The 19789-nt window shown below is 45.4% G+C and carries 23 protein-coding genes, 1 tRNA gene and 1 CRISPR repeat array; of the genes, 14 read left to right on the forward strand and 10 right to left on the reverse strand.

Annotated elements, in window-relative coordinates; all coding sequences use genetic code 11:
- The first annotated feature begins 6 nt into the window (after positions 1–6).
- Positions 7–889: direct repeats of the CRISPR family, unit length 24 nt; unit sequence ATCGCACCAATGTGGAATTGAAAT.
- Positions 890–940: 51 nt separating this feature from the next.
- The 3 genes from FHS56_RS02755 (at position 941) to FHS56_RS12065 (ending at position 2199) form a co-directional block, all read left to right on the forward strand.
- Positions 941–1630: a DUF4328 domain-containing protein gene (locus FHS56_RS02755; RefSeq protein WP_166918348.1), complete on the forward strand. Its 690-nt coding sequence runs from the start codon at positions 941–943 to the stop codon at positions 1628–1630.
- Between the two features lie 180 nt (positions 1631–1810).
- Positions 1811–2026 (forward strand): hypothetical protein, encoded by a 216-nt coding sequence (locus FHS56_RS02760; protein WP_166918349.1) that lies wholly within the window; start codon positions 1811–1813, stop codon positions 2024–2026.
- A gap of 2 nt (positions 2027–2028) precedes the next feature.
- Positions 2029–2199, forward strand: coding sequence for a DUF6804 family protein (locus FHS56_RS12065; RefSeq protein ID WP_394352638.1), 171 nt, complete (start codon positions 2029–2031; stop codon positions 2197–2199).
- 35 nt (positions 2200–2234) lie between these two features.
- On the opposite strand, the gene FHS56_RS02765 is transcribed toward FHS56_RS12065, so the two are convergent.
- The gene (locus tag FHS56_RS02765; RefSeq protein ID WP_166918350.1) at positions 2235–3686 is read right to left on the reverse strand and encodes a POTRA domain-containing protein; all 1452 of its coding nucleotides are present in this window, start codon (positions 3684–3686) and stop codon (positions 2235–2237) included.
- 151 nt (positions 3687–3837) lie between these two features.
- On the opposite strand from FHS56_RS02765, the gene FHS56_RS02770 reads away from it, so the two are divergent.
- A complete protein-coding gene (locus tag FHS56_RS02770; protein WP_166918351.1) occupies positions 3838–5469 on the forward strand; it encodes a PAS domain-containing protein in 1632 nt (543 codons plus the stop codon).
- On the opposite strand, the gene FHS56_RS02775 is transcribed toward FHS56_RS02770, so the two are convergent.
- Positions 5466–6104 (reverse strand): phosphoribosylanthranilate isomerase, encoded by a 639-nt coding sequence (locus FHS56_RS02775; RefSeq protein ID WP_166918352.1) that lies wholly within the window; start codon positions 6102–6104, stop codon positions 5466–5468. The two genes, FHS56_RS02770 and FHS56_RS02775, sit on opposite strands and share 4 nt — an antisense overlap.
- A 197-nt stretch (positions 6105–6301) precedes the next feature.
- Between FHS56_RS02775 and FHS56_RS02780 the strand changes: the two genes are divergently transcribed.
- The 3 genes from FHS56_RS02780 to lpxB all read left to right on the forward strand — a co-directional run bounded on the left by FHS56_RS02780 (position 6302) and on the right by lpxB (position 8205).
- The gene (locus FHS56_RS02780; protein WP_166918353.1) at positions 6302–6625 is read left to right on the forward strand and encodes a thioredoxin family protein; all 324 of its coding nucleotides are present in this window, start codon (positions 6302–6304) and stop codon (positions 6623–6625) included.
- 3 nt (positions 6626–6628) lie between these two features.
- Entirely contained in the window at positions 6629–6871 is a 243-nt protein-coding gene (locus tag FHS56_RS02785) for a DUF6952 family protein (protein WP_166918354.1), read from the forward strand.
- 218 nt (positions 6872–7089) lie between these two features.
- A complete protein-coding gene (gene lpxB / locus FHS56_RS02790) occupies positions 7090–8205 on the forward strand; it encodes a lipid-A-disaccharide synthase (protein WP_166918355.1) in 1116 nt (371 codons plus the stop codon).
- A 249-nt stretch (positions 8206–8454) separates the two neighbouring features.
- Here lpxB and FHS56_RS02795 read toward each other — a convergent pair whose 3' ends face one another.
- From FHS56_RS02795 to FHS56_RS02810, 4 genes are all read right to left on the reverse strand, one after another.
- Entirely contained in the window at positions 8455–8871 is a 417-nt protein-coding gene (locus FHS56_RS02795; protein WP_166918356.1) for a YbjN domain-containing protein, read from the reverse strand.
- A gap of 122 nt (positions 8872–8993) precedes the next feature.
- Positions 8994–11306, reverse strand: a complete 2313-nt coding sequence (locus tag FHS56_RS02800; protein ID WP_166918357.1) for a patatin-like phospholipase family protein — start codon at positions 11304–11306, stop codon at positions 8994–8996.
- Between the two features lie 50 nt (positions 11307–11356).
- Positions 11357–11800 carry a hypothetical protein gene (locus tag FHS56_RS02805; protein ID WP_166918358.1) on the reverse strand — a complete coding sequence of 148 codons (444 nt, stop codon included), beginning with the start codon at positions 11798–11800 and terminating at the stop codon, positions 11357–11359.
- A gap of 18 nt (positions 11801–11818) precedes the next feature.
- Positions 11819–12904, reverse strand: coding sequence for a TerC/Alx family metal homeostasis membrane protein (locus FHS56_RS02810; protein WP_166918359.1), 1086 nt, complete (start codon positions 12902–12904; stop codon positions 11819–11821).
- A 154-nt stretch (positions 12905–13058) separates the two neighbouring features.
- Here FHS56_RS02810 and FHS56_RS02815 point away from each other — a divergent pair, with 154 nt between their 5' ends.
- Positions 13059–13421 (forward strand): Rieske (2Fe-2S) protein, encoded by a 363-nt coding sequence (locus FHS56_RS02815; protein ID WP_166918360.1) that lies wholly within the window; start codon positions 13059–13061, stop codon positions 13419–13421.
- A gap of 29 nt (positions 13422–13450) precedes the next feature.
- On the opposite strand, the gene FHS56_RS02820 is transcribed toward FHS56_RS02815, so the two are convergent.
- Positions 13451–13524 (reverse strand) — tRNA-Thr (locus FHS56_RS02820).
- 109 nt (positions 13525–13633) lie between these two features.
- Positions 13634–13963: a hypothetical protein gene (locus tag FHS56_RS02825; RefSeq protein ID WP_166918361.1), complete on the reverse strand. Its 330-nt coding sequence runs from the start codon at positions 13961–13963 to the stop codon at positions 13634–13636.
- 190 nt (positions 13964–14153) lie between these two features.
- On the opposite strand from FHS56_RS02825, the gene FHS56_RS02830 reads away from it, so the two are divergent.
- From FHS56_RS02830 to FHS56_RS02850, 5 genes are all read left to right on the forward strand, one after another.
- Positions 14154–14390, forward strand: a complete 237-nt coding sequence (locus tag FHS56_RS02830) for a hypothetical protein (RefSeq protein WP_166918362.1) — start codon at positions 14154–14156, stop codon at positions 14388–14390.
- Entirely contained in the window at positions 14371–14778 is a 408-nt protein-coding gene (locus FHS56_RS02835; RefSeq protein WP_166918363.1) for a DUF983 domain-containing protein, read from the forward strand. Before FHS56_RS02830 ends, FHS56_RS02835 begins: the two co-directional genes overlap by 20 nt.
- Positions 14779–14820: 42 nt before the next feature.
- The gene (locus FHS56_RS02840) at positions 14821–16104 is read left to right on the forward strand and encodes a 3-deoxy-D-manno-octulosonic acid transferase (RefSeq protein WP_166918364.1); all 1284 of its coding nucleotides are present in this window, start codon (positions 14821–14823) and stop codon (positions 16102–16104) included.
- A 67-nt stretch (positions 16105–16171) separates the two neighbouring features.
- Positions 16172–16573 (forward strand): CBS domain-containing protein, encoded by a 402-nt coding sequence (locus FHS56_RS02845; protein WP_166918365.1) that lies wholly within the window; start codon positions 16172–16174, stop codon positions 16571–16573.
- Positions 16574–16654: 81 nt separating this feature from the next.
- Positions 16655–16990 carry a tRNA-binding protein gene (locus tag FHS56_RS02850; RefSeq protein ID WP_166918366.1) on the forward strand — a complete coding sequence of 112 codons (336 nt, stop codon included), beginning with the start codon at positions 16655–16657 and terminating at the stop codon, positions 16988–16990.
- Positions 16991–17093: 103 nt separating this feature from the next.
- Here the strand turns inward: FHS56_RS02850 and miaE are convergent, their stop codons facing one another.
- Positions 17094–17675 (reverse strand): tRNA-(ms[2]io[6]A)-hydroxylase, encoded by a 582-nt coding sequence (miaE, locus tag FHS56_RS02855; RefSeq protein WP_166918367.1) that lies wholly within the window; start codon positions 17673–17675, stop codon positions 17094–17096.
- Between the two features lie 180 nt (positions 17676–17855).
- Positions 17856–18257 carry an outer membrane protein assembly factor BamE gene (locus tag FHS56_RS02860; RefSeq protein ID WP_166918368.1) on the reverse strand — a complete coding sequence of 134 codons (402 nt, stop codon included), beginning with the start codon at positions 18255–18257 and terminating at the stop codon, positions 17856–17858.
- Between the two features lie 149 nt (positions 18258–18406).
- On the opposite strand from FHS56_RS02860, the gene FHS56_RS02865 reads away from it, so the two are divergent.
- Positions 18407–19783: a Na(+)-translocating NADH-quinone reductase subunit A gene (locus FHS56_RS02865; protein ID WP_166918369.1), complete on the forward strand. Its 1377-nt coding sequence runs from the start codon at positions 18407–18409 to the stop codon at positions 19781–19783.
- Positions 19784–19789 lie beyond the last annotated feature (6 nt).

Genomic DNA, 19789 nt, shown 5'->3' on the forward strand with positions numbered 1-19789 from the left:
GTTTTAATCGCACCAATGTGGAATTGAAATAGTTTTTAGACGATGAAGATGATTATCGTCGAGAGGTGTTTTAATCGCACCAATGTGGAATTGAAATAGTTTTTAGACGATGAAGATGATTATCGTCGAGAGGTGTTTTAATCGCACCAATGTGGAATTGAAATTTTAATGGTGGCTGGCGACCGTATGTTTTCAAGTATAGTTTTAATCGCACCAATGTGGAATTGAAATGGCTCGACAAGCTCGCTAACCGCTGCGTTTCGTAATGCTCTGCCTAATGGTTGCTATCGCACCAATGTGGAATTGAAATGGCTCGACGGGCTCGCTAACCACTGCGTTTCGTAATGTTCTACCTGATGGTTGCCATCGCACCAATGTGGAATTGAAATGCGCGCTGGTATGGAGGCACTTGGCTGCTATATATGTTTTAATCGCACCAATGTGGAATTGAAATCTCGGGTTGTTATAGTATAGCGCCGCTTTAGGGTTGTTTTAATCGCACCAATGTGGAATTGAAATAGATCAATGCTTGAGATTTTGATAATCTCGAACTGCGTTTTAATCGCACCAATGTGGAATTGAAATGGCTCGACAAGCTCGCTAACCGCTGCGTTTCGTAATGCTCTGCCTAATGGTTGCTATCGCACCAATGTGGAATTGAAATACAAAAAATTGCGAATATTGTTTGGCAGTGCTTCACGGTTTTAATCGCACCAATGTGGAATTGAAATGGCTCGACAAGCTCGCTAACCGCTGCGTTTCGTAATGCTCTGCCTAATGGTTGTTATCGCACCAATGTGGAATTGAAATGGCTCGGCAAGCTCGCTAACCGCTGCGTTTCGTAATGCTCTGCCTAATGGTTGCTATCGCACCAATGTGGAATTGAAATAATGTAGCTACGAACCGTTATGCGGCATTGTAAAATCAAAACAACAATAAAATGGAAAATCTTAGACCAAACGGACAAAGAGCAAAGAATGCTATCACTTTAATATGGATTGTATTGGCATTGGAGATAATATCATTAATCTCTGGTTACCTTCAATATGACTTATTGCAGACAGTTGCTAATGGTGGTAAAATTTCAATGGCAACAGCAACTGCAAATGACACAAGAGAACAGATGATAGGCACAATTTATATAATCGTCTATGTTATATCAGCAGTAACATTTATACAATGGTTTAGGAGGGCTTACTTTAATCTTCACCAAAAAGTAAAAAATCTGGCATATACAGAAGGCTGGGCAGCAGGAAGCTGGTTTGTTCCAATAGTGAACTTATATAGACCGTATCAAATTATGAAAGAGTTATATCAAGAGACGAAAGAATTGTTAAATAAAAAAGGAATAAATGTAAATACAAACCTCACAACAAGTTCATTAGGTTGGTGGTGGACACTATGGATTTTAAATAACATAATTGGACAATTTGTATTTCGCTACTCTATAAAAGCTAAATCAATTGATGAACTGACTACAAGCACAATTGCAAGTATGATTGGAAATATTATAGGAATACTACTTGCTTTGATTACTGTAAAAGTAATAAAAGATTATTCAAATGTTGAACCAATGCTTTTCGAAATAAAGGATGAAGAAGAAACAACAACCGCACAACAGCAAGCTTAGCACAATTGCGGGTTAGAATGTAATTTGAAAGTTCAGAAATAATGACAGGGACGTGTTTCAAAAACCCCAACTGTGCCAAGACGCATCACGTTGTGCGTCAGTTTAGAAAAACCTACGGTGAAAAGTTCTAAATGAATGAACTAAATATTTTAAATATTTAAAACTAAACAAAAAAAAAAAATGAGTAATTCAAATGCGAGCGGATGCCTTAGTGCATTAATGATAATCGGGAAAGTTGCCTCCTGGTTGGGGTCAGGTGTATTAGCTTGGGATTGGGTAGAACCTGATAGTTTTGGGACAGCTATTCTTTTTCTAATTGCTTGGGGCATTTTGGGCAAAGTATTTGATTTTGCTCTCGGACTTATAATAATAGGAATTGCAAGTATGTTGGAATAAGTATGGATAGTATACTCTCAATACTTCTGTTACTTTGTTTAGCAGATATGCCTTGCGGGTATTTTCAATTTGCCCGATTTATAAGTTTAATTGGTTTTGCAGTACTTGCTTATCAAGCCAATGAACAAAAAAAATACAAACCTATAAGGTCTTTCAGACCTTATAGGTTTTAAAATAGGTTTTAAAATGGAATGGCAGGGGGTTCTGGTTAGAAGGTGCCGCGGATGTTGAAAAAGAAGCCAGTTTCGCCAAGGTTGTTGCGTGCTATTTCGGCTTGTAATACTACATTGTAGAAGGTAACGAAGTCTATGCCCGCCCCATAGGCATAAAGCCAGCGGTTTGCCAAGCGGTTGTCGATATAAAACAGTAGTTTGTCCGACACATAGCTGTGGTCGAAAAAAAGACGCCCGTAAAACGCCAATGGAAAGGTGCGAAATTCTTCAAGGGGCATAAAACGCAAATAGGTACTACTGTCACAAAAACGGTACTTCAAAGTGGTTTTCAATAGAAAAAAGTGCTGCCCGTCCATCACATAAAGCTGAAAACCGCGCGGCAATTCTTCGCCATAGCCTAAACCACGGGCAAGTGAATAGGGCTGGGCTTGGGTCCAAAAAAAACGAAAGCTTCCCGACAAATCGGCAAACCAATTGCCTTTCAGTTGCCAATAGCGCTCACCCTCCCCCCTGATGCTGAAAGCATCTACGTCGCTAAAACCGCCAATGCCATACTTGATGAGACGCAACCCCCAGCGTTCGCCTCGCAGTGGATACACGGCAATGTCGCGGCGGTCTTTCACCAAATCGTATTGCAATTCCCAGTATCGTTGCAGGTTGTTGTTTGGGTCTGTAAAGTAGTTGGGATTGAGCACAAGCACCGAATCGGCTACCCACTCCCGTTTGTAGCGTAGAGTCAGGTAATGAAACAAATAAAAGCCTTCACGGCGTCTGAGACGGACTTCTGAGTTCCATCGCTCACGGTTGACACTTTCTGAACGCCAATACAGCAGTTTGTTGTCTTGTGAGATATAGGGAATGTCTCGGTTCCGCATAAACTGTGTGCGCAACTCTAAGCCGTAGCGTTGGTTTCGGTCTATATAGGGGAAGGCATAGAAAAACTCGTATTTTCGGGTAAAACCCTGCTGAAAAAGCAGTTCCAGACGCTCGTTGCGCCCGCGTAGGTTCTTCTGCACATAACGCATGCCGTAGTTGGTACGGCTCAAATCGGCACCGCGGTCATAGAGCCATTCGCTAAAATTGCGGTCTGCCAATTCAAAGATAAAAACAGGAAAGACATACCATCGCTCCCTGAAGCGATAATGGATATCGACCAGCTGCCCGCAAGTTGCCGAATCGGGCGCTATCCAAGCTTCTACGGTTACAAAAAGGTCTGTATTGAAGAGTTTGTTTCGCTCGCGGGTCAAGAGTTCTTGCCAATGGGCTACGGGCAAAGTGTCGCCCGGCAAAAGCGCCAGCTCGCGCAGCAAGATTTCTTCTTTTGTTTTTTTGTTGCCTTCAAAAAGCAACTGTCGCACTATCCAGAAACAAGAATCTGCTCTGGCAGTTTCCTCCATCGCTTGACGGGCACAAGCAAAAGAGGTGGCAAGCATCCAAGCCACCAGCCCCTTCCACAAGAGCATTCTTATTTTCTGGTCTGTTGTCATAGAAAAACTAAACTTTATTTTGTCGCTTGGATTATGTTTCTTGCTTTTAGCAAAAGTTATGCGTATAATTGAAAAATACGCATTTATGCTATATATTTTGAAGCCAATCAAAAAGTAGTACATAAAAGCGCGGTTTGTAAGCCGCAACCCCATGTTAGCACCTATTCAGAGCATTCTACTGAAAATCGTAACATTGGCTTGCCTGTTGGGCAGCATCGCTTGGGCGGTGTATTTCAACGAAAGTCGCCTTGCGGTGGCTATAGCCATAGCCCTTTTTGCTTTTGGTGGCTCTTTCATGCTCGACCAAGCCCTGCTGCACCGCATGAAACGCAAAATATTGCTCACTCCTTCGCCTTTGGTGCCTGCCTTGCTGCAATTGTTCGACACCCCCGCCCTACTGTTGGACAAAGACCAAAAAGTGGTGGCTGTCAACAATAATTTTCGCGTGTGGGCAGGCTTACCCAAGCAAAAAGCCGTAGAAGGGCAGCTGCTGTGGTGTTTTCTGCCCGACCATGCCCTTGCCTTATGGAAAAAAGGGCTGCAGGAGGCAATGGAAGGGAAGTCTTTCCAAAGCGAACCAAGCGAAAACAGCGATGAATTGAATCAATTGGTATGGTTTTTTACACCCATTCAGCTTGGCGACAACAGAACGTACATCGCTGTGCATAGCCGGCGCCCAGCAGTAAACGCCCTCTTACGCGAGTTAAAAGAGCAAAACGAAAAGCTACAAAGCAAAATCAAAGATTTAGAAAAAACACAAAGCGAGCTGCTGTTAGCCAAAGACGAGCTGTGGGAACAACAAGCCAATATTCAGGCATTGATTGACAACGCCCATGATTTTATCTTCTCGATAGATTTTCGTTACAAACTTATTAGCTACAACAAAGCCTTTCACGATTACATCCGGCAGCAGTATGGCGTAGAGCTATCTACCCACAGTAGCCTGCTTAAGCAGCTGCCGCCTGAATTCATCAGTTTCTGGCGCCCCTACATAGACAAAGTGCTCAACGACAGCTGCCATCTGAACATAGAGTACGACCTACTGCAAAACAATAAGTTCTACGAAATCGCTTTCAACCCTATCATCAATAAAGAACAGGTAACCATTGGGGTGGCAGTCTTTGCCCGCGACATCACCGAGCGCAAAAAACAAGAAATACAACAAGCCCAAATGCTGCAAGAGCTCGAAGAACAAGCGCAAAAGTTGCGCGAAAAAGAAGAGGAACTACAAAGCCACATCCAAGAGTTACAACAAACGCACCGTCAGCTAATCGAAACCAACCGCCAGTTGAGTGAAGAGGAGGCTTATGTACGCGCCGTCATCGACAATGTGCAAGAAGGTATTGTTGTCATCGACCACGACATCAACATCACGCTCTTTAACCGCGCTGCCCGGCAGTTTTTCTTGAGTGCAGGGTTAGCCGTGCATGAAGGTATGTATTTCCTTTCGTTGGTTCCGGAAGAGCAGCTCAACCATTGGCGGCGCCTGTGCGAAAAAGTGTTGCAAGGGCAAAGCACACAAACCCTTGAGTACTTTCATGAAAACATGCACGAGGTCCTCTTCTCCCCCATTCATTACCATAATGAAATCATTGGTGCTTGCCTGCTTATCAAAGGCATCAGCACACAGTTGAGTGAACTGTTGCCCGATGAGGCAGAAATGTTAGAACGGATACAAAAACAAAACAAAGAAGTTGCGGGAGACGAAAACCCGCTGAACAAAGAACTGAAAAATTACAAAGAGAAGATAGAATCCTTGAAGAAACAAGCCAAAAGAGACTAATCTACTTCTATGGCTTCGAGTATGTCAGCCAGCTGGTCGAAGTCCTTCAAGCCGGGGCGGAGTTCGTCATTGCCATGAAGCGATATGCCTTTTAGGGGCACTTCCGCCAGCAGCAAGTTGATGTTGTCCGCCTTAATGCCATAACCCAACATGATGGGATATTTCTCTGCTAACTTTTTGAGTTGCTGCATTTCCGACACTGTCAGGCGGTCTACTTCCGACTCAATCACAAACATCTTCACCAGTTTATGGTATTTTTCCAGCAGCGGCTCTATAGTAAACAGGTTCATGTGTGCATGCAGGCAAAGGCGGAATAAAACAGGCAAGCCGTGCACATCTGTATTGATAGAGATTTGGCGCAGCTCCTCCAACACATCTTCCCTATCTACTTGCAAACCATGCACCGGATAGTCTGCCAGCACTTTGTTGATTTGCTGCAGGTCATAGTTATGGAATTCGGCAATGAATTCCACACCTGCCAGCCACCCGATGATTTCGAAGTACTTTTCCGGAGAAACGAAATTGGGATTTTCGGCTTCCATACAAAACCCCAGCATATCTACCCCCATTCCAGCGCAATAGCGGGCATCACTCAAATTGTTGACGCTGACCTTTACAAAGGTTTTTAGTCCCATAAGAACAATTCTTTTTTGATATTTGTTGTTTGACTTGGCACGCTACAAAAACAAAATTACACATTTTTGCGGTAGTAAAGATGCGCAACTACTGTTTTTTTTAAAAAAACAACTGCTTATTACACAAAGATAACAGTTTTAAACAATCTAAAAAAAGGCTTTAAATAAAGAAACAAAACCATAAAACCAATTAAAAAATGGCAGTTATTACAAGTACAGACCAAGATTTTCAAAGCTTACTGGAAGAACATTCCAAAGTTATCGCCAAGTTTTACGCCAGCTGGTGCGGCACCTGTCGTCTTATAGCTCCCAAGTACCGCCGCCTCTCCGACGATGAGCGTTTTGCTGGCATTGCGTTTTTGGATATCAACGCCGAAGAAAGCCCCGAGGCACGCAAAGCTGCCCAAGTGAACAATCTGCCTACCTTTGCCATTTTCCACAAAGGTAAACTGGTAGAAAGCGCAGCCACCGGCAAGGAAGAAGGTATAGTAGCCCTATTGGAAAAACTCAAAAACCTCTAAGTCATGAAAATACCTGCTATCAAAAAGTTGGTACAACAATACGATGAAGCTACCTTGGCAGCCGCTGAGCAAGCCCTTGAAGCAGGCGAGCCGCTTGCCATAGAAGTAGAAGGCGAAGACGAAGGGGAGCAGCTGACCCACATCATAGCTGCCCGCTGGATTCTTGAAAAGATGCACAAAGAAGGCATGGACTTTACCTCTGCCATGCGCGCTTATGCCCAAATGGTGCGTAGCAGTATTTCCTGATGAGTGTGGGCACGCCTATTTGCCGAGCACCGGAGTGGATAAAGAACATGCCCCCGGTGCTTTTTTTTACTATTGTCAAAACCTTGTCGGCAGATACTCAAACCCAAAAATCTCAGAAAGGAAAGCATCAATACATTCGATAAGAGCTTGGAGCTTTATCGTCTGTGAGCCATAGCGCCATAGTTCTTATCTTTGCAAAGCACAATAACATGTTTTTTATGAAGTACTTTATCATAGCAGGCGAGAAATCGGGCGACCTGCACGCCTCCAACTTGGCAAAAGAATTGCAAGCTATCGACCCACAGGCGCAGATACGTGGTTGGGGGGGCGAATCGATGCAAGCAGCCGGCGTAGAGGTGCTCCGCCACTACAACGACATGGCATTCATGGGTTTTTGGGAAGTCATCAAAAACCTGCCAACCATTCGCCGTTTCCTGAAAGAGTGCCAACAACAAATCAAGGATTTCCACCCCGATGCCGTCATATTGGTTGATTACGGAGGCTTCAACATGAAAGTAGCCGAGTTTTGTCATCGTGATGGCTTTCGCACCTTCTACTACATCTCACCGAAAGTATGGGCATGGAATACAGGGCGGGCATATAAAATCAAGCGCCTCATCGAGCATATGTTTGTTATTTTTCCCTTTGAAAAGGAGTTCTATGCTCGCTTTGGCTATGAAGTGGACTATGTAGGCAACCCCATCATGGATGCCATTGCCAGCCATCGGCGCGATGAACACTTTCTTACCAAAAACCAAATAGACGCTAAGCGCCCTATCATAGCGCTCTTGCCCGGCAGCCGTCGCCAAGAGCTCAAGCTGTTGCTTCCCGAGATGGTAGAGGTGAGCCACCGCTTTCCCGATTATCAATTTGTGGTGGCAGGCATCAGCCACCTACCCCAAGAATGGTATGCTGCCTGCCGTTCCAACCCAGCCATACGCCTTGTGTATGATGCCACCTACGACCTGCTATCGCATGCCCATGCTGCCCTTGTTACTTCGGGGACAGCCACGCTGGAAACTGCCTTGTTCGGAGTGCCCGAAGTAGTGGTATATAAAGCCGGATGGCTCAACTATCACATAGCCAAAGCCGTTGCCAAGGTCAATTATATTTCGCTTGTGAACATTGTCATGGGGCGCGAGGTAGTGCCTGAACTGATACAAAACGACTGTAATCCCAATGACATCCATCGTCATTTGCAGGAAATACTGCATGGCGACAAGCGCAAGCGCATGCTTGATGATTACGCATCTTTGCGCGAATTGCTGGGCGCTCCGGGAGCATCCAAACGCACCGCCTCACTCATCTGGCAATACTTACAAGAAACAAAATAGGGGTAAATAAGAAGGCAAGGCAATTTGCATTTGCCTTGCCACTCTGCTTGGCTTTCGCCTTATTTCGAGTGTGAGCAGAAAACCTAATTTTACTCTGTTTCCTGCGGCTTGCTTTACTTGAAGTTTCTCACTACGCTGCGTGAGATAAGAGGTAAGAAACGACAAGCTGGGGTTGAAATAACAAAGAAGACGAAACAAACAGCCACTTACTGTAAAGTGCAACAAGGGGTGCCCCCCAAAGCAATAGCACTATCTTCCGAAATACTTTTCACGCAGCCTGTCGTCGTAAAGGTCTGCATAATAGCCGATACGCTCTATCATGGCAGAAGCTTCGCTTTTATCCAAGCCTTCTGCTTCACGTATCATTTTAATGTAGGCATAATTGTCTTTCACCGAAAAAGCCACACCATACAGGGTATGGTTGATTTGAAGCAACTCATGAAAGAACTGCTCACGATTGGTAGGCGGCACCCCTACGACCGGTGCCAGCAGTTGGAAGTAAATCTGCTTTGAGGTATCTGAGCGCCACAAATCCACATATACCGACGCAGAACCTCGCTTCAGATTCCACTGCCCTTCCAACTCACCACGCATTTGCACAGGGTCAAGCCCTAAGTCGCGAATACAGTCTTCGATGATATTTGCGTAATAGTTGATGTCTCCCATATTAGCAAGTTGTTTCTATGAGTTTGTTGTTTCTTCCTCAGCAAAATGTTTTCCTAAAAAAAGATTTTATTGGCAAATATGCAAGTATATTGCAAGCAAAAGCAGCAATTTTGTTGAACTTGCTAAGGCATAAGGCGCTGCTCAAGCCACCGCAAAGCCGCTTGGTTGCGCGTTTCGTAGATAGTGCGCCAAATGCTCTCTCTTTCTTTGGCTGTCAAGTGCCAGCTGAGGGCAGCCCGCTCTATCTTGATGATTTTATCTGGATTGATGACCTGCCCACTCAAGCGCTGTTCTATTTCTGCCATATCTTTGGATATGGGTACATACTGAAACTCAATTTTATCAAAAGGAATGTATTGCTCATACCACGACTTGGCGTATTCCAGTAGGTCGTCGTTGAATATATCCTGTGTAAACATATTGTCGGCGTAAATGCTGCGTATGGGGGTAAACAAACGTTCAAAAAGCGAAGGCTTAATGGGCTTAGGTAGAGGCGAGTCTTTTTGGCTGTCGCGAATAGCTACGATAAGCACCCCACTGGTATTTTTCACTATCCAATCTCGGAAAACATACAGGAAACGAACCGCCGTGCTGATGCCGTAATTATCCACTAAGCCAGCATCCATGATTTCTATGACGGGGTCGGTGGGCAGCTTCACGTTGGGCGCAATGTAGGGGAAGGTGGCATTCATGCGTAGGGCACTCAAAAAACGTAAGGACTCACCCTCTTGTTTGTCGAGCAAGCGACGCAATTCCACTCCCTTAATTTTGTTATTTCTAAAACGCTTTTCAAAAGGGCTCTGCACACACAAATAAGACATAGGCAGAGGCGAGATATAGAGCCGCCGCCCGTCGTTGGCAATCATAGGCGAAAGCACAAACATAGGCACCAGCGCCAGCAACTCCGGCTCTTTGTACTCGCATAGCGGCTTATCCAAAAGCCCACCGGTATTCAAATTGAACTTCTCTTCCCATGCATAGCCACGGTCTTTGAAATAACGCTTGCCTTTGTAGTCAAAAGGCTGAAAGCGCAAAAACATATCATTGACAAACCAATGGAAGATGATAGGATTCAGATAGTCGCGAGCCAAGTTATTGAAATAAGCCGTAGAATAAATATTGATGGGCTCGCCCAAGATACGCCGCAAATACAACTCCCGAAAATAAGCGGCGCCCACCATCCCCCCCGAAGCACCGGTTATGAGTACGGTATGGTCCATCAGCGAGCCGTTCAGTGTGCTATCGGTATATTGCAGACAACGGAAAGCCCACAGTGCCGCGCGCAAGCCGCCCCCACTCACACACACCACCACCAGTTTGGGTTTGGCATCTTTCGGAAATTTTTTGCGCCAATTCTCAAGGGCAATGCGCGTATAACGATAGTCATTGACATAGGCAGAATCGCTATTGATTTCGCGCAAGCGTCCCAGATTGTAGGGAGCCGGCGCCGTGTCATAATTCAAGCCATATGCCTGAAATGGTAAACTAAACACCCCTTGACGTACCAATATTTCCGCTCCTATCAATAGCAACAAGAAAGCAACGCTAGCCCAATGGCGTGTCCAGAAGGTAAAAGCCCCCAATGCCATGGTAAGAATCGTAAGCAGCAAAAAGAGACTGGCACCCGCCGGAATCTGAAAGTAGGGGCTGTCGCTGTAATTTCCCAAAAAGAGGATGAAAAGGAAGACAGTGGACTGAATAACAATAGAGTTAAAGTGGTTTTGGTCAAACACCATCAGCAATTCCTTGCGCGAGACAGGTACCCCCTCCGATACTTTCTGCCACCGCCATCCGTCCAGATAATAATCTACCCTTATTTTTTGTTTGCGTACCTCTTTGTAGCGCCCCATCAGGTTCATACGCACCAGCTGAAAACGACGCACACGCTCTCCCAGACGTTGCGAGATTTTGAAAATATCTTTGTTGGTCAGGAAGAAATACACAAAAAAGAGACTGCACATCAACAGGGTACCCAGCAGTAAACCGCCAAGCCGCCAGCCGATGAATTCCTGTGAAGCGAAGGCGCTACTTTGCTGAAATTCGATAAAAGAGCCTATGTAGATTATCAAAAAAGAAAAAGGCAATAGGCTGTTGTTTATGCTGAATTTGAAAAAAGGACGGCGGCTGTGAGCTATGAAGGGGAATTTCAAACCATCAAGAATATAACAGGCAATATGATAGGACATAATAAAGCCCCCCAAAGTGATGCCTACAATGAACATACTCAGAAAATCGACCCGATTGAGGTACTCCGGCTCCAGAAGCAAATACGGAAGCCCCACATCCATCCCTATGGTACGCGTAACAATCGTCGACAAAAATACCCAGATAGAAACAAGTGCTATCCTGCTGCGCAGCTGAAGCAGTAGCAACTGCACCGGCATAGAGTAAAAGAGACGTGAGACCACCCACTCCTGCCAAAAGTGCTTTATCATACTTACCAAGCTACGCTGCATAGGTGCACACAGAGGGTCAAAAGGGGTAATTATTGTCCGAAGGCTGCCTGCCTTTGTTTTTCAAGTGCTTCGCGCTCTTCTTTTTTCATAAAAATACGCTCAACTCGTGGCTTTTCACCTACTTTCTCCACCTGATACACGATGTATTTAGTGTCGCCACGCCAAGGTAGGCGAAAGTATTTTTCACGGTAATAAAGTTTCACTGGATAGCCCTGCAAGGCGTGCAATGCTTCTACAAGTTGTTGGTCATGAGGCGTTACCGAAAAACGCCAAATGCCCGCTACATAGTTGGATATACTGCCATCGGCATTGTAGCCCCCCAAGTTTAGTTCTCCTTCATAAGTCTTGAACACATAACCTTTATGACTGATTTTCACCAGAATGCCGGAACGCGTACCTACGCTGTAATTACCAAACAGCAAATAAGCCCCAACCAACGCTATGATACCGAATATAATGGCAACGATACGCATATCCCTACTCTTTTATTTTTATTCTTTAATTTCATCGGAAATAGCAGGTGTTTTTTCTGTGCGTTTAAGCGGAAAAAGCAGCGAAGCTCCGATAGATACTCCCAAAATAATCAAAATAGCATAAAACGAATAGATGCGTTCAAAGCCGATGTCTTCGAGCCACGGTTCTGCCAGCAATTTAAGCCCGATGAATGAAAGTAGGGTTGCCAAGCCATACTTCAAATAATGAAACAGATTCATGATGTTGGCTAAGAAAAAGAACATGGAGCGCAAGCCCAAGATGGCAAATATATTCGAAAAGAAAACGACGTAAGGGTCAAGGGTTACGCCAAAAATAGCCGGAATTGAATCTACGGCAAATATCAGGTCGGTGAACTCTATAATAAGAACAACCAAGAACAGCGGCGTAATGAAGAACTTACCTTCTTTTTTTACGAAAAACCTGTCGCGTTCATAGCGCGGATACACAGAGAAGTATTTGGAAGCAAAACGTACTACCGGGTGCTTTTGGGGGTCTATCTCTTCATTACCCTCTTTTTCAAATAACATTTTGATGCCTGTAAACAGCAAGAAAGCACCAAAAACATAGAGTATCCAGTGGGCTTTGGCTATGAGCGCTGCTCCCACGAAGATAAAGATAAAGCGCATGACCAATGCCCCTAAAATACCCCAAAATAGTACTTTTTTGTAATAACGCTCTTTTACCCGAAAAGAGTTGAATATCAAAATGATAACAAAAATATTGTCTGCCGACAGGGAGTATTCCAGCAGATAACCCGTGATATATTCTATTGCCATATTTTGGCGGTAGGCAGCCACCGTCCGCTCAAAGTCCCCCTCATATACCTTCACAGCAGTGGAAGCATAGCGTTTAATCACCTGCTTAATATCTTCCATAGTCTCTATGCCATGAATCAAATCGCCGTGATAAAGCAGGAAAAAATAAAAGCCCAGCGCAAAAGATACCCACACAGCACTCCAAATAGCTGCTTCTTTGAAGCTCACCTCGTGAGACTTGCGCGAAAAAACACCCAAATCGAGCAGAAGCATCAAAAGAATGAAAACCGTGAAAGCTCCAAAAAAAAGAGATTCGCTTCCGAACATAAGTATTTCCCTGTTTTATGACAATTCCTGTAAGAGATTTTAAGAGATTTTATCCTCTCTTACAGGAAAGTGTAAGTAAAAAAAGTTTTTGCAAATTAACTAAAAAAGCAAGATTTTTGGTCTTATCATTTTGCTTTCAGTATTTACGCCTTACATGGACAGCAAGTTGCAATGGATAGCCCTTCCCATTGAAAAAAGTCAGTTGAATGAGCAACTCCCTCCCGGCAAGCTATGCCGTATCCGTATCAACAATTTTTTTCTTTGTTTGGCGCACACTACACAGGGCAATGTCTACGCCATTGAAGACAGCTGTCCTCACCGGGGGGCTCCCTTGCATCAAGGCAGGCTAAACGATTACGAAGAAATCATTTGTCCGCTACACGATTACCGCTTCGACTTGCGCACAGGCAGAGCCGCGCAACATTACTTTGGCTGCTCCGACGCGCTTGTTTTTCCACTAAGGTGGCAAGCAGGACAGCTATACGTAGGGTTACCCGAAAAACTACTCGACAAATAAAAAAGGGGGGAAAATCCCCCCCTTTGGCGAGCCACTTGGCGGATTCGAACCGCCGACCTACTGATTACGAATCAGTCGCTCTAACCACCTGAGCTAAAGTGGCTTATTGCCCCAGCAAATTTAATAACAGCTTTGTGTTTGTGTCAAGTACTCACCGCTTCATAACAAGCAAAGCTGTGGCAAGATAGTATTTCTTTGCCACAGCTTCCTTGCTAACGCTTGCGCTTAAACACATAGAGCTTGCGCTCGTGGTCATATTGGCGCTTTACCACCTTTCTAAATTCATCAAGTAAGTGGATAACGGCTTTCAAAGGGTCTTTGTCTTCCTTTGCCAATAGCACCTTCTTGCTCTTGAGGTCGATGGATGCGCTGACCTTGTAAGTAGATGCCGAATGGTCAAAAATCACTTCCAAAGTCAGGTCTTTGTCGTAGCGTTTAAACAAACGCTCAAAGAAAGTAATTTTCTTTTTGCACACCCGCTCAATGCGGTCGCGATACTGTTCTTCTACTTCTTTCAAGTTTTTGACAACCAATTCTACCATTGCTTTGTTGTTTAATTGAGGCGTAAAACTAAGCATTTTGTGTAGCATAGAAAAAAACAGTGTACCATACATTTCAGTGTTTTTCTGCTTGCCCACGCAAGCGATTCCTGAAACACGCGCAAATTCTGTAACTTGCATCGTGAACTCCACAATACTAACACATGTTTACATATAAAAATCAATTCATATTATGAAACGATTGGCTATATTTGCAGCGCTAAGCCTGCTTTCTCCTGTGGCAGTTCAAGCACAGTGCGCCATGTGCAAAGCCACCGTGGAAAGCAACGGCTCACTGACCTCCGGCATCAATGCCGGCATTCTTTACATGATGGTCATTCCGTATCTTTTATTAGCAGCGCTTGGCTTCATCTGGTACAAGAACTATAAAAAATTCAAAGAACGAAACCATGGACAATCCAAAGCATAAAGGCTACTGGCAAAGTTTAGCAGAACAGCGTTGCCCCCACTGCCGCGAGGGCAAGTTATTTAAATACCCAGCCTATTCGCGCAAATTCATGGAAATGTACGAGGAGTGTCCTCATTGTGGCATCCGCTACGAGCGGGAGCCGGGCTTTTTCTACGGTGCTATGTACGTGTCTTATGCTTTTCAGGTAGCACTGTTTGTAACGGTACTCGTAGCCCTCAACCTGTTGATAGAAGAACCGCCTATATGGGCTTATTTTGCCGGAGTACTCATTCCTCTTTTTCTACTCTACCCTTTATTTTTTCGCTATGCCCGTACCCTCTATTTATATTTCTTTTCGGACATAAAATACGACCCTGAAGCAGCTCAAAAAGCCAAGGCTTCACAGTAAAATACTTATTTTTGGCGCTTGTGAACCCACAACAAGCGTTGCATGAAGCGTATTTACCTTCTATTGTATGATGCAGCCTGGCAGCTTACCGGGCTGCTTTTGCCTGTAGCTGCCCGTCTGAATGATAAAATGAAGCGTTTTGTAGAAGGACGCCAAGACGCACTTAATAATACTGCTTGGCGCGATTTCAATCGTCCTTTGGCTTGGTTTCACGTCTCTTCGTTAGGGGAATTTGAACAAGCCCGCCCCTTGATGGAAGCCTTCCACGCACAATATCCACATTACCAAATACTTCTCACTTTCTTTTCGCCTTCGGGTTATGAGGTAAGAAAAGACTATCAGGGGGCAAACCACGTGGCTTATCTGCCCTACGATACGCCCAAAAACAGCCGCCTGTGGTATGATACCTACCAACCCTCCATTGTATTTTGGGCTAAATACGATTATTGGTATCACTTCCTCACCGAAGCAAGACGTCGGAAATTACCACTCATTTTATTCTCTGCCCTTTTTCGTCCCGAACAGGTCTTCTTCAAACCTTGGGGCAGCCTTCACAGAGCCATGCTGCACGCCTTTACCCATATCTTTGTGCAAGACGTGCAGTCGAAACAGCTGTTGAAACATCATTTGGGAATAGAGGCGCAAGTAACAGGCGACACCCGCATTGACCGTGTATGTGCCATTGCCGCCCAACGTTCTTCCCTGCCCGAAATAGAGCGCTTCATAGGCGATAAAACATGCTGGATAGTAGGCAGCGCATGGAAAGAAGACATTCAAGTCATAGTACCCTACTTGCAAAGCCATCAAGGCAAGCAGCAAGTCATTTTAGCCCCACACGATATTAGCGAACCAATGTTGAAGAGCATTGAAGAGATGCTACCTGTGGCTTCAATACGCTACAGCCAGTGGAAAAACCTTGCTTCCGAGACGCGCACACACCGCCCCGAAGTCTTGATTATCGACTGCATCGGTATGCTCGCCTCCTTGTATGCTTACGGCAAAGTGGCTTTTGTAGGGGGAGCTTTCAAGCAAGGGCTTCACAATATACTGGAAGCGGCGGTCTATGGGGTTCCTGTGTTGTTTGGCGCCCCTCACTACAAGAAATTCCGCGAAGCCATAGAGCTTATAGCAGCCGGTGGTGCCTTTGCTGTGCGCAATGCCCGAGAGTTTGAGCAGTGCATGAACAAGCTACTCTCCGAAGAAGACACCTACCGGCAAGCAGCCCAAGCAGCCCACCACTATGTGCAACGCAACAGCGGGGCTACCGCCAGTATATTAAACAGTATTCGCCATTGCCTCACTGAGCAAAATCAACCACAAAGCTAACCACAATCATTGAGCATGTGTTACCCCTCCCATAACTTGCCACTACGTAAACAAAATAACATTAACAATGAAAAAGAGAGAACCTGTATCACACATCATGACCCGGGAGGTGTACACCGCAAGTATCAATGACTCTTTAGCCTCTGCCTACCGCCTAATGAAGGCGAAAAAAATACGCCACCTACCAGTAGTAGAAGGAGAACAGCTCATTGGCATATTGAGTATCACTGATATTCTACGCCTCAGCTTTGGAAACGAAGAACCGGATGAAAACACTCTGTCGATGTTCAAGATAGAGCAAATCATGAAACCCAACCCCAAAACAGTAAGCCCAGAAGATGAGATACGTACGGTAGCAGAAATATTAACTCAGGAAGAGTTTCATGCTCTGCCCGTAGCCGAAGACGAAAAACTATGCGGCATTGTAACCACCACCGACATTATCAAATATCTTTTAAAGCAGTACTAAGCCTTTTTTAAAAAGCTCAGGTGAAAGGCAGGGAATCGTCCCTGCTTTTTGTTATTTTGTACTCAAAACACCCCATTGAGCATGAGCAGCCTCTCTTTCGATGATTTTAAAAAAATAGACTTGCGCGTGGGCACCATCACTCGTGCCGAAGTGAACGCAGAAGCCCGCAAGCCCGCTTACAAATTATGGATAGATTTCGGGGAACTGGGCGAACGCCGCTCTTCTGCCCAAATCACGCGGCGATACCGTCCACACGAGCTGATAGGACGACAAGTCATCGCAGTGGTCAACTTTCCACCCAAGCAAATAGCCCATTTCATAAGCGAGTGTTTGGTTTTGGGCGTCATGGGCGAAGAAGATGACGTGGTACTTTTGCGTCCCGACTTCCCGGTAAAAAATGGCTTACGCATAGGATAGCCTCTTTTCAAAGGGCACCAACCGGTGCTTTTCCAATAAAAAAGAAAAAGGCAGCCAAAATACTGCCTTCAGAAAGAACACCGTCTTGCCCTTGTGTGAAGCCTCAGTGTACGCGGTCGCCACGCAACTCCAAGCTTTTCATTATTTCGGCTTCTGCCTCCAGCATTTCTTGCAAACGTGCTTTCACTTCCGCTTCGGGGTTGTATTCCTTTGCCAGATTTACAAAGTTTACATAGTGATTTGCCTCCGACACCATCAGTTCGTAGTAAAACTTACGCAGCTCGGGGTCAGAGAGCTTCTGCGAAAGCAAGCGGAAGCGCTCGCAACTGCGTGCCTCAATGAGGGCATTCACCAACAGCTGGTCCATGAGACGGCGCTCGCGACTCCCTCCTTTGCGAATCAGTTCGTGCAAGCGCACCACATACTCATCGCGGCGTTGAGGTCCCAGCTTGATACCCCGTTTGCGCATCTCTTCCAAAACACGCTCGAAGTGCGCCCACTCTTCGGCTACCACAGGCGTAAGCACCTCTACAATCTTCTCTTTGTCGGGGTAGTTCACAATTAAGCTGATGCAAGACGAAGCCGCCTTTTGCTCGCAATAGGCGTGGTCAATGAGGATTTCCTCGATACTTTTTTCGGCAATATTGACCCAACGCGGGTCTGTGGGTAGTTTCAATCCTAACATAAAGCCTTGTTGTTTGATGCAAAGATAAAAAAAGGCTGCATTTGCCTTTACCTTTTTTGTTGCAAGACTCAGCCGCAACATCCTTTGTCTTGGTTGAGCTACCCCCGGGATAGGCAGGCACCGTGGCATAGTTCCAATACAGGCAACTGCCTATGACTAACGGCAAAAAAAGGCTTGTTTTCAGCGCAACAAAACAGCCTCATTTACTTTATCAAGAGAAGAGAAGCGCAGCTCGATGCGCTTCCCCTCTTTGGCAAGGGTTTCGTTGCACTGATTGCCTGTTTCGAGATAGTAAACATAGAAATACTGCCCCCGGCGATACAAGCGCACCCTGTCGGGCTTCCCTAAAAGGCGTTTTACCTCCTCGGGGCGCAAACCTATCAACTTATCTAGTTGCTTCTCGAGTGCTGTTTCAAAAACAAGTCGCTGCCCCCTGCACCCTTTGGGGTCTTGTTGCCACGCTTCACGGTCGAAACCTTCTAAGCGGGGCAATTCCAAGCGGCAGCCCGCCGCCACCATCGCCCAAACAAAAAAAATGAACAAAATTTTTGCAGATGATAGCCCAAAGCTGAAGCTGTGCATGTTCCAACTTTTTTGTTTCAAAAACACAAAGTAAAGCAAAATGTTAAGATATAGGGGTGAATAAAATGCCATATAGATTTTATTTCACAAAAAAAGACTTAATTTTGCGATGCTTTGAATTCAAACTGTAACCTTGATAAATAGCGACTATGTCCAAGACAATTAAGCTCAAACAAGGGTTTGATATACGGCTGAAAGGAAAAGCGAGCGAAAATCTCGTTCAAGACATTTCAGCCAGTGTGTATGCTCTAAAGCCCACCGATTTTCATCACATCACCAGACCCAAAGTGCTGGTCAAGGAAGGGGATCGTGTGAAGGCAGGTACACCTATCTTCTTCGATAAGCAGAACCCCTCCGTAATGTTGGCAGCCCCTGTGAGCGGTGAAGTGATTGAAGTAAAGCGCGGCGAACGCCGTTTCCCGCTCGAAATTAAGATTCTTGCCGACAAAACGCTCGAGTATGAACAACATCCCACCTACAACCTTGAGCAAATAAGCAAACTTAGCCGCCAAGAAGTCACCGACCTGATGACCAAGAGCGGTGTATGGGCAAACATCATTGAGCGTCCCTTTGGCTTGATAGCCCATCCCGAGCACACGCCGAAAGCTATCTTTATCTCCGGATTCGACACCTCGCCTTTGGCACCCGACTACGACCTCTTGCTTCGAGGCGAAGAAGTTGCCCTGCAAGCCGGTATCGAAGCGCTTCGCAAACTCACCGACGGAAAGGTGTATCTCAGCCTTTCGGCAAAAAAACCATCTAAGGTGTTGGAAGGCTTGCAAGGCGTGGAAATCAACTACTTTGAAGGCAAACACCCTGCCGGCAACGTGGGTGTGCATATCCACCACTTGGCACCCCTGACCAAAGGCGAATACGTGTGGACAGTGCATCCTTACGGTGTAGCCCAAATCGGTAAATTGTTCTTGAAGGGCATCTATGATGCTACGACCATCTTTGCCCTGACGGGTCCGGAAGTAGCCAGCCCGCAGTATTACAAAACCTATCGCGGGGCACAGTTGCGTCCTTTCTTGAAAGACAACCTCACCCGCGACGAGCATGAACTGCGCATCATCTCCGGCAATGTGCTCACCGGTGAAAAAGTCAACATAGACGGTTTCTTGGGCTTCTATCACCACCAAGTAACCGTCATTCCAGAAGGCAACTATTATGATTTCATGGGCTGGATTCTGCCCATCTCTAAAACATCCACTTCCCTAAGCTTCCACAAGGGCTTAGGTATGCTTTCGGCGCTCTTCCCCAAAAAAGAGTACGTGCTCGATACAAACTATCATGGCGAAGAACGTCCCTTTGTGCAAACGGGCATCTATGAAAAAGTGCTTCCCATGGACATCTACGTAGAGTTTTTGTTGAAAGCCTGCCTTGCCAACGACTTGGATAACATGGAAGCTCTGGGCATCTATGAAGTCATAGAAGAAGACATTGCACTGTGTGAGTTCATAGACCCCTCAAAACAAAAAATGCAGAAGACTTTACGCGACGGAATTGAAACTTTATTAAATAGCTGATAAACT

The sequence above is a fragment of the Thermonema lapsum genome, from assembly GCF_011761635.1.
In the GTDB taxonomy this organism is placed as follows: Bacteria; Bacteroidota; Bacteroidia; order Cytophagales; family Thermonemataceae; genus Thermonema; species Thermonema lapsum.

What these genes read in the sequence shown, in the direction of transcription:
- FHS56_RS02755 (WP_166918348.1), top strand. Translation starts at nt 941, where the DNA reads ATGGAAAATCTTAGACCAAACGGACAAAGAGCAAAGAATGCTATCACT.
- FHS56_RS02760 (WP_166918349.1), top strand. Translation starts at nt 1,811, where the DNA reads ATGAGTAATTCAAATGCGAGCGGATGCCTTAGTGCATTAATGATAATC.
- FHS56_RS12065 (WP_394352638.1), top strand. Translation starts at nt 2,029, where the DNA reads ATGGATAGTATACTCTCAATACTTCTGTTACTTTGTTTAGCAGATATG.
- FHS56_RS02765 (WP_166918350.1), bottom strand. Translation starts at nt 3,686, where the DNA reads ATGACAACAGACCAGAAAATAAGAATGCTCTTGTGGAAGGGGCTGGTG.
- FHS56_RS02770 (WP_166918351.1), top strand. Translation starts at nt 3,838, where the DNA reads ATGTTAGCACCTATTCAGAGCATTCTACTGAAAATCGTAACATTGGCT.
- FHS56_RS02775 (WP_166918352.1), bottom strand. Translation starts at nt 6,104, where the DNA reads ATGGGACTAAAAACCTTTGTAAAGGTCAGCGTCAACAATTTGAGTGAT.
- FHS56_RS02780 (WP_166918353.1), top strand. Translation starts at nt 6,302, where the DNA reads ATGGCAGTTATTACAAGTACAGACCAAGATTTTCAAAGCTTACTGGAA.
- FHS56_RS02785 (WP_166918354.1), top strand. Translation starts at nt 6,629, where the DNA reads ATGAAAATACCTGCTATCAAAAAGTTGGTACAACAATACGATGAAGCT.
- lpxB (WP_166918355.1), top strand. Translation starts at nt 7,090, where the DNA reads ATGAAGTACTTTATCATAGCAGGCGAGAAATCGGGCGACCTGCACGCC.
- FHS56_RS02795 (WP_166918356.1), bottom strand. Translation starts at nt 8,871, where the DNA reads ATGGGAGACATCAACTATTACGCAAATATCATCGAAGACTGTATTCGC.
- FHS56_RS02800 (WP_166918357.1), bottom strand. Translation starts at nt 11,306, where the DNA reads ATGATAAAGCACTTTTGGCAGGAGTGGGTGGTCTCACGTCTCTTTTAC.
- FHS56_RS02805 (WP_166918358.1), bottom strand. Translation starts at nt 11,800, where the DNA reads ATGCGTATCGTTGCCATTATATTCGGTATCATAGCGTTGGTTGGGGCT.
- FHS56_RS02810 (WP_166918359.1), bottom strand. Translation starts at nt 12,904, where the DNA reads ATGTTCGGAAGCGAATCTCTTTTTTTTGGAGCTTTCACGGTTTTCATT.
- FHS56_RS02815 (WP_166918360.1), top strand. Translation starts at nt 13,059, where the DNA reads ATGGACAGCAAGTTGCAATGGATAGCCCTTCCCATTGAAAAAAGTCAG.
- FHS56_RS02825 (WP_166918361.1), bottom strand. Translation starts at nt 13,963, where the DNA reads ATGGTAGAATTGGTTGTCAAAAACTTGAAAGAAGTAGAAGAACAGTAT.
- FHS56_RS02830 (WP_166918362.1), top strand. Translation starts at nt 14,154, where the DNA reads ATGAAACGATTGGCTATATTTGCAGCGCTAAGCCTGCTTTCTCCTGTG.
- FHS56_RS02835 (WP_166918363.1), top strand. Translation starts at nt 14,371, where the DNA reads ATGGACAATCCAAAGCATAAAGGCTACTGGCAAAGTTTAGCAGAACAG.
- FHS56_RS02840 (WP_166918364.1), top strand. Translation starts at nt 14,821, where the DNA reads ATGAAGCGTATTTACCTTCTATTGTATGATGCAGCCTGGCAGCTTACC.
- FHS56_RS02845 (WP_166918365.1), top strand. Translation starts at nt 16,172, where the DNA reads ATGAAAAAGAGAGAACCTGTATCACACATCATGACCCGGGAGGTGTAC.
- FHS56_RS02850 (WP_166918366.1), top strand. Translation starts at nt 16,655, where the DNA reads ATGAGCAGCCTCTCTTTCGATGATTTTAAAAAAATAGACTTGCGCGTG.
- miaE (WP_166918367.1), bottom strand. Translation starts at nt 17,675, where the DNA reads ATGTTAGGATTGAAACTACCCACAGACCCGCGTTGGGTCAATATTGCC.
- FHS56_RS02860 (WP_166918368.1), bottom strand. Translation starts at nt 18,257, where the DNA reads ATGCACAGCTTCAGCTTTGGGCTATCATCTGCAAAAATTTTGTTCATT.
- FHS56_RS02865 (WP_166918369.1), top strand. Translation starts at nt 18,407, where the DNA reads ATGTCCAAGACAATTAAGCTCAAACAAGGGTTTGATATACGGCTGAAA.